This is a genomic window from Cognatundibacterium aquatile (assembly GCF_014699135.1).
Classification (GTDB): Bacteria; Pseudomonadota; Gammaproteobacteria; order Burkholderiales; family Burkholderiaceae_D; genus Undibacterium; species Undibacterium aquatile.
This window is the reverse complement of sequence record NZ_JACOFT010000004.1, coordinates 249,827-265,160: the sequence shown is the minus strand read 5'-3', so window position 1 is coordinate 265,160 and position 15,334 is coordinate 249,827. Positions and strand designations below refer to the sequence as shown.

The following is a 15,334-nucleotide window of genomic DNA, read 5'->3' as shown; positions in this document are numbered from 1 at the left end:
GTTCTGCCGCCGGTTCACATAAAAAAAGCCTCTCAAATCGAGAGGCTTTTTTTGCATCCATTATTTCCGCATCGATCAACGGATCAGCCGCTGTTTCTCAAACCAGCCGCAATACCATTAATCGATAAGTGTATGCCACGGCGCACCCGTTCATCCGTATCGCCCTGACGGAAACGTTCCAGCAACTCGACCTGTACGTGATTCAATGGCGACAGATAGGGAAAACGATTTCGTATCGAACGCGCCAGTAAAGGATTTGCGGCCAGCAATTCATCCTGCCCGGAAATTGATTTCAATACCTCTATCGTTAATGCATGTTCAGCCTGAATGCGCGGGAAAATCCGTGCGCGCAAGCTGTCATCCTTGACCAGTTCCGCATAGCGGCTGGCAATGCCGATATCACTCTTGGCCAGCACCATTTCCATATTCGATAACACCGTGCTGAAGAAAGACCAGTCGCGGAACATCGCTTGCAAGGTCTGCAAACCATGGTCAGGATGCGCCTGCAAATAGGCCTGCACAGCAGCACCGAAACCAAACCAGCCTGGCAGCATCAGGCGGCATTGCGCCCAACTGAAAACCCATGGAATCGCGCGTAAATCTTCAATCGCTGTCGATTTTTTGCGTGACGCCGGACGACTGCCGATGTTCAGACCAGCAATTTCAGAAATCACCGTCGATTCCCAGAAATACTGCTCAAAACCTTCGGTCTCATAGACCAGATGACGGTAGGCTTTAAAGGCATGCGCAGATAACTCTTCCATTGCCGATAAAAACTCCGGACGTGGCGGCGCTTCTTGATGCGCCAGCAAACTCGCTTCCATCGTCGCGGCGGCCAGCACCTCCAAATTGCGGCGACCGACTTCCGGATTACCATATTTCGCAGTGATCACCTCACCTTGTTCCGTCAGACGAATCTGCCCCTGCACTGCACCGGCAGGCTGCGCCAGTATTGCCTGATAGCTAGGGCCACCGCCACGACCGACAGAACCACCGCGGCCATGAAACAAACGCAAACGCACCTGATGTCGCGCGAACACCTGAATCAGATCAAGTTCAGCTTTATACAATTCCCAGCCGGAAGTCAGGAAGCCGCCATCTTTATTACTATCCGAATAACCGAGCATCACTTCCTGTGCTTGTTGACGACTGGCGAGCAAACGCGCATAAGCAGGAATCGCAAACAGCCTGTCCATCACCGGCGCACTGTTCTGCAAATCCTCGATGGTTTCAAACAGAGGAATGATATTCACATCGAGACGCCCTTCTGCCGGATGCAGCAAACCCGCCTCTTTCAGCAGCAAAGCCAGTTCCAGCATATCAGAAACGCCATCCGTTTTTGAGATGATGCAATTTGGCACCGCTCCATCACCGTAGCGTTGTTTCGCCGTCGCAGCAGCGCGGTAGATGGCGAGTTCCGATTGCGTTTCTTCAGAATAAGTCAGATACGGCGATGCCAAAGGTCGCGCCGAACTGATCTCTTTGACCAGCACCTCAATCCGCTGATCTTCATTCAAAGACAGGTAATCGATTTCCGGATTCGCGGCTTGCAACAGCTCGGCAACCACACGTTCATGCACATCGGAATTCTGGCGCAAATCGAGCGGCGCCAGATAGAAACCGAACACTCGCACCGCACGACGCAGATGGCGCAAGCGGCCACGGGTGATCGCCGCAGAACCATTGCTGATTAAGGATTGGTGAATGATATCGAGATCGGCTGCCAGCTCTTCGGCATACGCATACGGCGTCGCATCACCACTGGGCGGTATCGTCGGCAACAGACCGAGCAATTGTGTATAAGTCGCTGCCAGACGCGCATAAATACCACTGATCGCGAGGCGATACGGTTCATCGGCACGGTGCGGCGAATGATCGGGCGAACGCTGGGCCAGCGCCAGCAAATCGTCTGAGACTTTCACTAGCAGAGTTGCCATCGACAACTGCGAACCCAGCGTGTGTATCTCTTCAAGATAAAACTTGAATGCACGCGTCGCCTGCATTGCCAGCGTTTTTTCCAGAATGGGGGCGGTCACGAAAGGATTGCCGTCGCGGTCGCCGCCGATCCAGCTGCCCATTTTCATAAAACTCGGCAATTCCATTTGCTGCAATGACGGATCTTTAGACGCCAGCAAATCTTCCAACCCCGCATACAGATGCGGCAATTCGCGCAGGAAAGTGTAGTCATAAAAACTCAGGCCGTTTTCCACCTCGTCGAGCACCGACAACTTCGACATACGCAACATGCGCGTCTGCCAGAGCGTGAGCACGGCGCGCGCCAGCGCTTCTTCATTCGCGCTCGATTCTTCCGGCGTCAGTTGCATGCGATCACGTTCATCCAGCAAACGGGTAATCACCATCTGGCAATTCAGTATGCTCTTGCGTTGCACCTCAGTCGGATGCGCGGTCAGCACCGGTGCCACCTGCGCATGCTCAAAAAAATCCAGTAACTGCTGCGTGCTGTGACCAGTGTTGTACAAAGCGTCGATCGTGAACGCAAGACTGCCCTGACGCGGTGCCGAACCGGCGATCTGATGTGCACGCGAACGGCGGATATGATGCTGATCCTCGGCCAAATTTACCAGATGTGAAAAATAGCTGAACGCCCGGATTACTTGCGTGGTCTGATCGTTGGTCAGCGTATTCAGGGTCGATTCCAGCTCGACGCGTGCGGCCTGATCGGCGTCACGACGAAAGCGAATGGAGTTCTGGCGCACCCGTTCAATCAGGTCGAAAGCCTCGTCCCCATGCTGATTTCTTACCGTATCGCCTAACAGGCGCCCCAGCCGGCGAATATCTTCACGCAGGCTCTGGTCTTTATCATCGTCTTTATCGGTCATGTTGAGTTAGTAATGGAAGTGAAAATACGTGCTGGGAAAATTGTACGTTAGCCGGGTCAGCGGATTGATGAAAAATCTTGCAAGCTTTGTGCGAAGTCATTCGCAGCGTCCGATAGTCTATGCAGTCATTTTTTCTGAGGATTTCCACCGGATTCCGGTGACATTCAGAAAATTTCAACCCACCTCAGAAAATGATCAGTTAAACCGAGCATACCCAGCAAGGTTGACGACAGACTTACAACGTAGCTATGTCTGCCGGTGCTCATACAGTCGAAAAACACGGCTGCAGCGCCTCCCGCCTGCTTAAGTAAATCGTTTGCAACTGATTTCAGGCAGCTTTTTTGAGCTTCTGACTGCGTTTCACTGCGTGTAACAAGCCTTTGGTCGAACTGTCGTAATCTTCCTTGACTGCCGCCGGATCGAGGCTGATCAATTGCTGCGCGAGCGACTTTCCCAGCTCTACACCCCATTGGTCGAATGCATTGATATCCCAGATCACCGATTGCACGAATACTTTGTGTTCGTACAGCGCAATCAGCGCGCCCAGTGAGCGCGGCGTGAGGCTATCCAGCAGCAACGTCGATGTCGGGCGATTGCCTTCAAACACGCGCGGCGCCAACATTTTTTCCGGCAAATCACCGAGTTCGGCGCGCACTTCTTCCCTGCTTTTCCCGAGTGCCATCGCTTTCGACTGCGCGAAACAATTTGCCAGCAAGGCCTGATTATGTCCGGGCAAACCGGCATCGTCGTCTGCCACAACAATGAAATCCGTTGGGATAATCGTCGCGCCCTGATGCAGCAATTGAAAATACGCATGCTGCCCGTTGGTGCCCGCTTCGCCGAACAAAATCGGCGAGGTCGTGTAATCGACACGCTGGCCTTCACGCGTCACAGATTTGCCGTTACTTTCCATTTCCAACTGTTGCAGATAGGCCGGCACACGCGTCATGCGCTGGTGATAAGGCGCAATCGACAAGGCATGCAAACCGAGGAAATTAATATTCCAGACGCCAATCAACGCCATCAGCACCGGCAGATTCTGCTCCAGCGGTGCCTGCGCAAAATGCAGATCCATTTCATGCGCGCCAGCCAGCATTTCTTCAAACCTGTCCATGCCGACATACAAGGCAATCGACAGCCCGATCGCGCTCCACATCGAATAACGCCCACCTGCCCAGTTCCAGAACGGAAAGACGTTTTCTTCGGCTATCCCGAAATCGGCTGCCGCTTTCACATTCGTACTCAACGCCACGAAATGCTGACGAATCTGCTCTGCCGGACAACCATGCGCCAGCATCCATTCACGTGCGGTGCGGGCATTGGTCAGGGTTTCCATGGTTGAGAAAGTCTTTGAGGCGACCACGAACAAAGTGGTTTCCGGATCTGCATTCACCAGCGCATCAGCGACATGGCGGCCATCGACATTCGAGACAAAATGCAGCGACAGATTTTTCTGCGACCACGGCGCCAGTGCGATACACGCCATCTGTGGCCCCAGATCAGAACCGCCTATGCCGATATTCACTATCGTGCGAATCGCCTTGCCGCTATAGCCCAGCCAGCGCCCTTCGCGCACGGCATCGCTGAAACTGCGCATCTGCGCCAGCACTTTATGCACGTCGGCAGCGATATTGTCGCCATGCAGATAAAAACTTTCACCTTTCGGCAAACGCAAGACCGTGTGTAGCACTGCGCGGTTTTCGGTGAGATTGATCGCCTCGCCGCGCAGCATCGCATCGCGCCGCGCTTCGACATCCTGCTGCCGCGCCAGCGCCAGCAGATTCAGCTTCGCCGTGGTGTCGATACGCTGTTTGGAATAGTCGAGCAGAATGCCGCAGGCGGAAGCGGAAAAATGGCTGAAGCGTTGCGGATCAGCGCGGAATAATTCTTTCAGGCTGGGCAGATTCGTTGCGCGTTGCTGCAACAGACACCAGATCGGCGTGCGGGAAACAGAAGTGGCCATGAGCGTGCTTTTTTACCTTACCGGATACCGAAAAAACAAAGAAATGAGGGGGTATGCCTCATTTTCGCCTTCATGTCCTTGAAAACAAAGGCGCTTAAAAAATACTCCCCCCAGTATATTTTGACCAAATGCAGCCCAAATTCAGCGCTACAGCCACATCTGATCTCACCTTCCGCGGCACAGCGACGTGGCAGAATGTGACGGAGCAATCACTGGCTGCCAGACTTTCCAGCCCCGGCAGCTTTCGCCGCGGCTGCCGCAAGCTGCGCAATCGCCGCCCAGTCGCCAGCCTGAATCAAATTCGCCGGGCACATCCATGAGCCACCGACGCATAAAACATTCGGCTGCTGCAACAGCACCGGTGTGGTTTCCAGCGTGACACCACCGGTCAGGCAGAAGCGGACATCGGGAAACGGGCCGCCGAGTGCTTTCGCCATTTTGGTGCTGCCGACGACATCCGACGGAAACAGTTTGACGACATCAAAACCATGTTCCAGCGCCAGCATCACATCACTGGCACCGCCGGTGCCGGGAAAGTATGGCAGACCGGATTCTGCTGCGGCTTTTGCCAGTGCAGGTGTAATGCCGGGGCTGATGCCAAAGGCCGCACCCGCCGCTTTCACGGCATCGAGTTGCGCTGCTGTCAGTATCGTGCCAGCACCAACGGTGACTTGCGGACAGGCTTTCACCACTTCGCGCAACACGTTCAGCGCATTCGGCGTGCGCAAGGTAATTTCAACAGCGGGCAAACCGTTTTCTGCCAGCGTCGTCACGCAACGAATCGCCTGTTCCACATCGTCGGCAACCAGTATCGGTAAGACGCGTACCTGGGCGAGTTGGGTAATGATGTTTTGTCTGGTAAAACGCATGTTGTCCTCTGCTGATTGTCATTGGCGCTGATGCGCGCTGTTGTGTTTGTGTCGTCTGTATGGTGGGCACATTACCGATGCACACCGCGATCTCTTAGCTTTGATATTCGTTTCTATTAATGTCAGTCGATGAATAAGGTCGATGCGCCGTGTTCTGGTGCCGTCACCACGCGACGTTGTGCGGCAAACAGATCGCGACCATAGCCCGCCATATTTTCTTTGCTCAAACCACGTGCGGAACGTCGCGCCCACTCGTCTTCGCTCACCAGTGCACGCAATTCGCCGGTATGCACATTCAGCTCGATCAGATCACCATCGCGCACCTTACCCAGTGGCCCGCCCTGCGCCACTTCCGGGCTCACATGCAGAGCAGCCGGTACTTTGCCGGACGCGCCGGACATGCGGCCATCGGTCACCAGCGCCACCTTATAACCGGCCGACATCAAGCTGCCCAGCACCGGTGTGAAATGATGCAGCTCAGGCATACCATTGGCCTGCGGCCCCTGAAAAATCACGACGGCCACAAAATCCATATTCAACTCGCCCGCCTTATACGCGCTGACCAGCGCCTCTTGCGATTCAAATACTTTGGCCGGTGCTGTGGTCATCCAGGCTTCTTCCGGCACTGCGGATGCTTTCACAATTGCCCGCCCCAGATTGCCTTGCAGCAGGCGCAGGCCGCCGGTTGTGGCGAACGGCTCGGTGACATTTCTGACCACCGATGTATCGGTTGATAATGCAGGCTGCGCCTGCCATGCGAGTTGCCCCGCATCGTTCAGCACCGGGCGCACGGTATGCGAATGCAAACCCTCATCGCCATAGACTGTCATCACGTCGCCATGCATCAGACCCGCCGATAATAATTCGCGGATCACAAACGTCGGGCCACCAGCATCTTCAAATGCATTCACATCTGCCGTGCCATTCGGATACACCCGCGTCAACAAAGGAATGACGGAAGACAACTCATCAAAATCCTGCCAGTCGATCAGGATGCCAGCGGCACGCGCCACCGCAACCCAGTGTATGGTGTGATTCGTCGAACCACCGGTCGCCAGCAAAGCGATGACGGCATTGACGATGGTTTTTTCATTGACCAGTTGACCGATAGGTTTGTAGTTGCCGCTTTGTTCGGTCAGTTGCAGTACACGTTCGACCGCAGCCTCGGTCAGTGCGCTACGCAAGTGGTCGGACGGATGAACAAAAGCCGCCCCCGGCAAATGCAAGCCCATCGCTTCGAGCAGCATCTGATTGCTGTTCGCGGTGCCATAAAACGTGCAGGTGCCAGCACTGTGATACGCGGCGCTTTCAGCCGCCAGCAATTCTTCTTTCGTTGCTTTGCCCTGCGCATAACGTTCGCGCACAGCGGCTTTTTCTTTATTCGATAAGCCAGAACCCATAGGCCCGGCTGGCACAAAAATCGTTGGCAAGTGACCAAAGGCCAGCGCACCGATCAGCAGCCCCGGCACAATTTTGTCGCAGATACCGAGACACAAGGTCGCATCAAACGCATCGTGCGACAAGGCCACCGCTGTCGCTTGCGCGATCACATCACGCGAAAACAACGACAATTCCATACCCGGACGCCCCTGCGTCACACCATCGCACATCGCAGGCACCGCACCGGCCACCTGCGCCGTGCCACCATAACGCAACGCGGCTTCACGAATTTGCTGCGGATAAGTTTCATACGGCTGATGCGCCGACAACATATCGTTGTATGCCGTCACGATACCGATGTTCGGCTTCTGCGCCTGATTCAGCCAGATCTTGGTGCCATTGCCCATCGCTGCATTCGCATGTGCCTGATTCGCACACGACAAACTGGCGCGGCGCGGACCACGTCCACGCATTTTTTCCAATTGTTCAAGATAGGCAGTGCGCAGAGGTTTGCTGCGTTCAATAATGCGTTGTGTCACCTGAGCGATAACCGGGTGCAACGCAATCGATGTTGATGAAGAGGATGTCGTCATTTAACTCACCTGATGCCCTGAGGGCGTAATAGTAAAGCGGTGGCAACAGGCAGTTCATCACGCGCACCAGCCTCAGATACGCTTACCGGACGATCAGAAATCCGCCTGAATACAATGAGCAGAAAGATACCATAAATCAGAAATTTCTGTAACAAACTTTCATAATTTCATTTTTAACGCACTTTTCAGTGAAAAATGTTCTTTATTAACGTAATGAAACTACATTTTTGTAGCTTTTCTGGCATAATCAGGCTGTCCATACTGCATTCATCAACTTATCAGCATCACCGGTAACAATGAGAACAGCGAAGTATGCGTCAACACATTTCGGGCAATTAATTCAGGCAACTAATCAGAACACCTCACGGAGTCAGCATGACCACTTTTGTCTTATTTGGCGGCACCGGCGATCTCGCCAAACGCAAAATCATTCCAGCGCTGTACAGCGCTTTTGTGAATGGCCGACTCGACAGCGAATTCAAATTTATCGGTGCGGCGCGTGAAGCCTTAACACATGAGGAATTCCGTCAGCGTGTCAGTGACAGCGTCAACCAGTACGCCGGAAAAGTGATCGGTGGCAGCGCCGAAAAACTCGCGGCGTTCCTCGCGTGCACGGATTACGCCAAAATCGATGCGCGCGTACCTGAAGATTTCGCCGTCCTGAAAAGTAGCTTGCACACCTCGGCAAGCAATGCCACGCTGTTCTATCTGGCGACCGGCCCGGACATTTTCATCCCGGTGGTTGAGCAATTATCAAAACACGGTCTGGTCAAGGGCAATGCCCGCGTCGTGGTCGAGAAACCGCTGGGGCGCGATGCGCAATCAGCCAAAGAAATTAACCAGTCGCTGCGTAATTATCTGGATGAACATCAGATTTACCGTATCGACCATTATCTCGGCAAAGAGATGGTGCAAAACCTGCTCGCGCTGCGTTTTGCCAATTCTTTCCTCGAACCTTTGTGGAACCGCAAGTGGATACAGGATGTACAGATTTCAATTTCAGAGCAAGTCGGCGTTGAATCGCGTGGTGATTTTTACGACCATACCGGCGCATTGCGTGACATGGTGCAAAACCATTTGCTGCAACTGGTGTCCATCGTCGCGATGGAGCCGCCAGTCAATGCGAATCCGGATGCGATCCGCGATGAAAAAGTTAAAGTCTTGCGCGCACTGCGTAAATTCACGAATGAAGAAGTCAGCAAAAAAACCGTACGCGGGCAATATCGCGCCGGTGCGGTCGATGGCAAACCTGTCATAGGCTATCAGGCCGAACCCGGCGTACCGCCTGCATCACGCACCGAAACTTTTGTCGCGATCCGCGCTGAAATTGATAACTGGCGTTGGGCTGGCGTGCCGTTTTATCTGCGCACCGGTAAGCGCATGGCAAGCCGCAGTGCTGAAATCACGATCAATTTCAAACCGATACCGTATTCGATTTTTGGCCAGTCGCAAGGGCCTATGCGCTCGAATCGTCTGGTGATTACCTTGCAGCCGGAAGAAAGCGTGCAGTTGTTCATGAAGGCCAAAGAGCCTGGCGAAGGCATACGCTTATCTGATGTGGCACTGAATCTGGATTTTGCCGAAGCATCGAATTTACGCCGCGTCGAATCGTATGAACGTTTGCTGCTCGATGCCATGCATGGCGACCTGACGCTGTTTGTCCGCGATGATGAACTCAATGCCGCATGGTCTTGGATAGACCCGATTATGAACGCCTGGCAAAACGATAGCGAAGGCTTGAAATCGTATATCGCCGGTAGCTGGGGCCCGGCAGCAGCCAGTTATCTGCTGGCGCAGCACGGCGCTGCGTGGGGCGAAGAATACGTTGAAAGCTGATGCCATGAGCACCATTCGTTACCACGACTTCGATGACATCGACACGCTGAGCACCAGCCTGAGCCAGCAATGGCTGGACATCATCCACAGCGCCACGTCACCCGTTAGTTTTGCGCTGGCCGGCGGCACCACGCCAGCACCGGTGTACCGGCGACTTGATGCTTTGCTGAACGCAAGCACAACACCGCACCAGCCCGTCACGCTGGTCGCCACCGATGAACGCTGGGTCGAAGACGACGATGCGCAAAGCAATGAAGGCTTATTCCGGCGCTGTCTGCCTTTATCCGCAGCAAAGCAGCACTGGCAACTGTTGTCACTGAAAAATACAGCGCCGACTCCGGCCGCCGCTACCGCCGCGATTGATGCCCGCCTGCGTGAACAATTACCACAGGCTTTCAGTGCGGTATTGCTGGGAATGGGTGCGGATGGTCATATCGCCTCGCTGTTTCCCGGCGCGCCAGTACAGCAGGATCAGCGCACCTGCCTCGCTGCCCTGCATCCGCAAACCCAGCAAAGCCGCATGTCATTATCACTGCCCCGCCTGCTCCATACCGAGCGGATCTGGCTGCTGATGACTGGCGCAGAAAAACGTCGCGTGTTAGAAGACGCCGAACAACAACAGTTACCGATCAGCGCCTTATTACGCGATGCGGGCTGCCCGATTGATGTTTTCTGGTGTCCCTGAAAAATAAGAAACTATGGCAAATTCGCATTCCACTCCTTCCTCGATAACACCAACGGAAAAAGGCTTGCTGGCCCGCATCCGCGTCGCCAGCACCGCGCTGAGTCGCGCCGAGCGTCAGGTTGCCGAATTCTTACTGCAAAAGCCGCATGATGCGCTGGAAATGTCGATACGCGTGCTGGCACAAGCCTGCGATGTCAGCGAGCCGACTGTCGCCCGTTTCTCGCAAAGTCTGGGTTTCGATGGGTTCAAATCATTCAAACTGGCGTTTGCCAAAAGTCTGGCCACTGGCATTCCGTATCTGCATCTGGATGTGAATCAGGCTGATCATGTGCGTGATGTACTGCCCAAAGTGTTTGATCGCACCATCGCGGCACTGATGGAAGCCAGAAATAATGCGAACGTCACCAGCTTTGAAGCCGCCGTGCAATTACTTGCCAGAGCCCGCCGGATTGAGTGTTACGGACTCGGTTATTCGGGTGCGCTGGCAATTGATGCGCAACTGAAGTTTTTCCGTTTCGGCATACCCACCACGGTTTTCTGCGATGCCCATCTGCAGGCGCAATCAGCGACATTATTGAATAGCGATTGCGTCGTCGTTGCATTTTCGCGCACAGGCCGCACACGCGATCTGATCAATAGCGTGCAACTCGCAAAAGAAGCTGGCGCGAAAATATTGGTGTTATGCGCCAGTGGTGGCCCGCTGGCAGAGCTGGCCGATGTGCACATCAGCGTGGACGTGGAAGAAGACCCGGATATCTATACGCCCATGACATCCCGCCTCGCCCATCTGACCTATATCGATGCGCTGGCGGTGGCTGTCACTTTACTGCGCGGCCCCGCTGCGATCGATATGCTGGAACGGGCCAAAGCCAGCATCAGTGAAAAACGTTTGGTGCCCAAAGCAGGCTGAATATAGCGGGCTGAATATTTTAGTAAATCAGAAAAATGGGCTCATTCCTGTAAAGAAATGAGCCCTCTCAACGCTGATAGCAGAAACTGTTGAAAACAGAAATACCCGCATCAGCCCGATCAGCATGTTCAACCCAATCAGCTCACACTTGCCGCGTCTTTTGTGATCGGCTTTGACGTAGCGTTTGGCATGACTTTCGGAACATTATTTTTCTTAAATTCCGCCGCCATTTTCGCTACCATTTTTGCCCGTCGCTTTCTGACCCAGATGATGACACCGGTCACGCTCAGCATCGCCACCACCAGCCCCATCAATGAAATCAGTATGCGTCCGGTCAGACCGAGGATGCGTCCTGAATGCAGCGGGAACTGCGCTTGCAGAAAAATATCTCCGGCACTGCCCGTACCGGGAATTTTTCCACCCAGAGCACGGCCATCTTTGCCATCAAAATACAGCCAGGCATTGCCAAGACCGACATCGCCATGATCATTACCGGCTTCAAAAAAGCCCACGCCGTACACACCAAACGCAGACGAATAAAAGATGCCGCCAGCAGGCAGACTCCAGCCCCGTTGCTGCGCTTCCTGCCTGGCCAGACTAACGATGTTCTCGCGACTGATCGCCGGAATGATGGGTTGCTCCAGAGCTCGCGGCACACGGCTGGCAAACACATCCTCACTTAAAGGTGAAAACCATGCGACCACAGGACGCACTATTTGTGTATTCAGATTCATCGACACCGAGGTGACAGCCAGTAATAGCATGAACAGCCATAGCCACACGGCGCTGGATCGATGCAAATCGAAATTCAGTTTGTGCCCGCCCTGTGCCCAGCGAAAAGCGAACGATTTTCGCCAGCTGCGCCAGTTGGGAAAGGAAATCCACAATGCAATAAAACAATCGAGCACCCACACCACGGCAATCAACCCCATCAACCAGATACCCAGCTCGACGCCGGACACTTCAGGAAGATGCATGGTGTAATGCAGCTTGTACAAAAACGGCAGCAGATTTTCACGGCTCAGCGAGATTTCACCCCATTGCCGTTTCCCCTGTATTTCTGCCGTCACCGGATCAACCGCGATCTGATTGAAACCCAGCGCATAAGGCTTCGCCGTGGCAGGATCGATCTTTCCCTCCACCGACATCTGTATGGTGTGACCGGGTTCCTCCTCGTTCAGAACATACGTCACGCGAACGCGGGGATCGTTTGACTCGATTTTATTTGCCAGCTCCAGACCAGACCAGACATGACGCCGGTCTGCCTTTGCCTCGCCCGCATCCATCGCACTACGGGCATGAAACAGTTGTGGGTTCAGCCAGGCATCAAGTTCATGATCCCACGAGATGACCGCACCGGTCAGGCCGGAAACAAACAGGAAAACTGCCACCGCCAGCCCGAACCAGCGGTGCAGCAACACGAAAACAGGTCGCATCTGCATATATCACGCCGCCGCTTAATATTTCCAATTGACCGTCACGCTGCCATTGCGTGGCGCGGCATAGTAAGCCTGGCTCCAATACAAACTGGTCAGATATTTCTGGTCACTGACATTATTCAGATTCAACGCAATGCTGAGCTTAGGATTCACGTCATAGCGTGCCATCAGATTCAGCACGGCATAACTGCCCTGACGAATAATGTTGCCGGAACCTTCATCACGGAAAATATCCGACTGCCAGTTCAGGCTGCCGCCCACTTTTGCCTGCGGCAGAAACGGTAACTGATATGTCGTTGAAAGGCGGAACAGTTTTCTTGGCACATAGGTTTTCACGTCTTTATCATCGCTACCCTTGAGACTCAACTGTGTGTACCCGGCGCTCAGATTCCAGCCCTTGGCAAGCTCGCCACTGGCATCGAATTCAAAGCCTTGCGACGTCGCATCGATACCCCTGTAGTAAGCCTTGGCACCGATATAACCCGCCTGCTCTGCTGCATTCTCTTGCCTGATCTTAAAAACAGCAGCCGACAGATTCAGCTTGCGTTCAAACAGTTCCGCTTTCACGCCCAGCTCATCCCCTTTTCCTTTCACAGGGTCGAGCGTCTTGCCGCTGGCATCAATTTCACTTTGCGGATTAAATATTTCGGTATGGCTGGCATACGTTGAAACATACGGTGTCAGGTCATACACCAGGCCCAGATAAGGCGTGGTTTTGCTGGCATTCTTTGCACTGCTGACGCCATACGAATTACCTTTGGTTTCGGCCTTCGTGCGATTGGCACCGGCAATCAATTTGAATTCATCAGCAAGGTTAAAACGGGACGCGATAAAGATCGTCGTGCGTTTGTCTTCATAATCGCTGCCATCAATCGAAGCGTTAAATGCTGGCTCAGGATAATTGCCCGTCCAGTTGCTGATATCCGGTAACGCGGTACCGATGCCCACGCCATAATGGGAAATATCATTCATATTCGATTTCGACCAGTTCGCACCAACGCTCAGATCATGCTTGCGTCCGGCCAGTGTGAATTTGCCGCTCGCAGACAGATCAAACATCGTCTGCGTGTTGACACTGTTGTACAGCGAGGGGTAACTGTATAAGCCCAGCCCCGTCGTGCGGTCTGGCGTGCCATAGACATAAAATAGTTTAGAGTCCCATGCTGACCGGTTGCGGCTGACGGTTGATTTCATTTGCCAGTCTTCATTGAGTTGATGACTCAATTCAATAAAACTACGTTCATTCCGCGTCTGCGCATTTGACCAGTCAGCGGCCGTGCTGGCAGATGTTTTGTAATTGGTCGGACTGCCATCGGTGTAATACAAAGGCAGCGCACCCCACATGCCGCCAGTGACATCATCCTTTTGATGGGAATGCCCAACGGTCAGCAAGGTGGCGTCGCCCAGATTAGCTTCGATCACACCATAGACCACGGTTTTTCCCGGAGAATACCGATCGAGGTAAGAATCCCCGGCCTGCTTTGCCACGACCAGACGCCCGGCGACCGTCCCGGCTTCATTAAGCGCACCGGAAACATCAGCATCCAGCCTGCGCGTATTCCACGAGCCCAGCGTCAGCCCGGACGATGCCTGAAACTGATAGACCGGACGCTTACGAATAAAATTAACCGTGGCTGACGGGTTGCCAGTCGATGACATCAGACCATTCGCACCACGTACGATATCCACGCGGTCGTAAATCGCCGTATCAATATCGCCATACAACAAGCCAGAGGTGAACGGCAAGCCGATACCGTCGTATTGAAAATTGATGATGTCAAAACCACGCGCCATGTAATACGTGCGATCTGTTTCCACTTTTTCTACCGACACACCGGTCGTATTGGCCAGCACATCGTTGGCACTGAGCTGTCTGAAGTCATCCATTTTGGCGCGGGTCACCACCGACACCGATTGCGGCGTTTCCCGCAAAGACATATCCAGCCCCGTTGCGGAAGCGCTCTTGCGCGTCGAATAAGCACCACTTTTTTCTGTCGTTGGCTCATTCACCGCAGCGCCCTTCACCACCACTTCCGGCAACGCGACTTTGTCCTCGCCTGCTGGTGCAGCGTTATCTGCCAAGACGGTAGCTGGCGACAGCAACGCAATCGATAATGCCCACGCCATTGGCCGCAGGCGGAAAGCGTTTTCGGGAGTCGAATCAGAGTCTTGCCGGACAGAATGTGAAATGCGCTGAATCATAGATAGCCTTGAAATTGATCTGAGTAGAAAAATGCCTGCAGACCATGCCCGACAGCAAAATAGGCATGGAAGATGAATGGCAATATTGTACTCACGCAAACACGTTAACGCAAATCATTCTCATTTGCGTTTTATATTAAATTCATTTCTATCTTTTTTCGACGCATTTCGGCGTCCAGTGGTTTGGTCGTTTGTTTGCCTGATTGATGATTACTTGCAGCGGCATGACTTCGTTCAGCAATCGCAACAGCTTCGGCGCATAAACCTCAGCCATTGGAATCAAGGATTCGTCATCGACATACGCAATACTCAGTTCCAGGCACAAGCCACATACAAACTTGACGCAAGCCAAATCAAGCCGCATAGAATTTTGCAACGGCCACCCCGCCTCTTGTCTTTTTGAGTAATATTAGGGTCTGTTAGCATTTAAATTACGTTTGCGAAAGGGGTAAAACAGTTGCAGGGCTAGGCGCAACCCGCGCCGCAGTGTGATCACTGTCAGCGGGATGCAACAAAGTCATGCGGCTGTTTTACCCCTTTCCCTTCGGGTTCAAACCAAAACGTGCGCTGGACTGCGTTGCGCGTCTTATCAGGGGCACCAGCCCTGACTGCACCGC

Annotated in this window: 9 protein-coding genes; 3 read left to right on the top strand and 6 right to left on the bottom strand. The window is 53.6% G+C overall.

Annotated features, from left to right (window positions below):
• Positions 1-83: 83 nt before the first annotated feature.
• From ppc to edd, 4 genes are all read right to left on the bottom strand, one after another.
• Entirely contained in the window at positions 84-2,840 is a 2,757-nt protein-coding gene (ppc, locus tag H8K26_RS12810; RefSeq protein WP_190480011.1) for a phosphoenolpyruvate carboxylase, read from the bottom strand.
• A gap of 328 nt (positions 2,841-3,168) precedes the next feature.
• A complete protein-coding gene (pgi, locus tag H8K26_RS12805) occupies positions 3,169-4,803 on the bottom strand; it encodes a glucose-6-phosphate isomerase (RefSeq protein ID WP_190480009.1) in 1,635 nt (544 codons plus the stop codon).
• A gap of 209 nt (positions 4,804-5,012) precedes the next feature.
• Positions 5,013-5,672, bottom strand: a complete 660-nt coding sequence (gene eda / locus H8K26_RS12800) for a bifunctional 4-hydroxy-2-oxoglutarate aldolase/2-dehydro-3-deoxy-phosphogluconate aldolase (protein WP_190480007.1) — start codon at positions 5,670-5,672, stop codon at positions 5,013-5,015.
• A 122-nt stretch (positions 5,673-5,794) separates the two neighbouring features.
• A complete protein-coding gene (edd, locus tag H8K26_RS12795) occupies positions 5,795-7,645 on the bottom strand; it encodes a phosphogluconate dehydratase (protein WP_223827011.1) in 1,851 nt (616 codons plus the stop codon).
• 375 nt (positions 7,646-8,020) lie between these two features.
• Between edd and zwf the strand changes: the two genes are divergently transcribed.
• The 3 genes from zwf to H8K26_RS12780 are packed head-to-tail and all read left to right on the top strand — an operon-like array spanning position 8,021 to position 11,076.
• On the top strand, positions 8,021-9,481 hold the full coding sequence (zwf, locus tag H8K26_RS12790) for a glucose-6-phosphate dehydrogenase (RefSeq protein WP_190480005.1): 1,461 nt from the start codon (positions 8,021-8,023) through the stop codon (positions 9,479-9,481).
• Positions 9,482-9,485: 4 nt separating this feature from the next.
• The gene (locus tag H8K26_RS12785; protein ID WP_190480002.1) at positions 9,486-10,166 is read left to right on the top strand and encodes a 6-phosphogluconolactonase; all 681 of its coding nucleotides are present in this window, start codon (positions 9,486-9,488) and stop codon (positions 10,164-10,166) included.
• 13 nt (positions 10,167-10,179) lie between these two features.
• Positions 10,180-11,076, top strand: a complete 897-nt coding sequence (locus H8K26_RS12780) for an SIS domain-containing protein (protein ID WP_190480000.1) — start codon at positions 10,180-10,182, stop codon at positions 11,074-11,076.
• Positions 11,077-11,213: 137 nt separating this feature from the next.
• Here the strand turns inward: H8K26_RS12780 and H8K26_RS12775 are convergent, their stop codons facing one another.
• Positions 11,214-12,512, bottom strand: coding sequence for a PepSY-associated TM helix domain-containing protein (locus H8K26_RS12775; protein ID WP_190480156.1), 1,299 nt, complete (start codon positions 12,510-12,512; stop codon positions 11,214-11,216).
• A 21-nt stretch (positions 12,513-12,533) separates the two neighbouring features.
• On the bottom strand, positions 12,534-14,717 hold the full coding sequence (locus tag H8K26_RS12770; protein WP_223827010.1) for a TonB-dependent siderophore receptor: 2,184 nt from the start codon (positions 14,715-14,717) through the stop codon (positions 12,534-12,536).
• Positions 14,718-15,334 lie beyond the last annotated feature (617 nt).

Bases quoted from the DNA above. Each gene is read 5' to 3' on its own strand.
- zwf (WP_190480005.1), top strand. From the start codon at position 8,021: ATGACCACTTTTGTCTTATTTGGCGGCACCGGCGATCTCGCCAAACGC.
- H8K26_RS12780 (WP_190480000.1), top strand. From the start codon at position 10,180: ATGGCAAATTCGCATTCCACTCCTTCCTCGATAACACCAACGGAAAAA.
- ppc (WP_190480011.1), bottom strand. From the start codon at position 2,840: ATGACCGATAAAGACGATGATAAAGACCAGAGCCTGCGTGAAGATATT.
- eda (WP_190480007.1), bottom strand. From the start codon at position 5,672: ATGCGTTTTACCAGACAAAACATCATTACCCAACTCGCCCAGGTACGC.
- H8K26_RS12775 (WP_190480156.1), bottom strand. From the start codon at position 12,512: ATGCGACCTGTTTTCGTGTTGCTGCACCGCTGGTTCGGGCTGGCGGTG.
- edd (WP_223827011.1), bottom strand. From the start codon at position 7,645: ATGACGACATCCTCTTCATCAACATCGATTGCGTTGCACCCGGTTATC.
- H8K26_RS12770 (WP_223827010.1), bottom strand. From the start codon at position 14,717: ATGATTCAGCGCATTTCACATTCTGTCCGGCAAGACTCTGATTCGACT.
- pgi (WP_190480009.1), bottom strand. From the start codon at position 4,803: ATGGCCACTTCTGTTTCCCGCACGCCGATCTGGTGTCTGTTGCAGCAA.
- H8K26_RS12785 (WP_190480002.1), top strand. From the start codon at position 9,486: ATGAGCACCATTCGTTACCACGACTTCGATGACATCGACACGCTGAGC.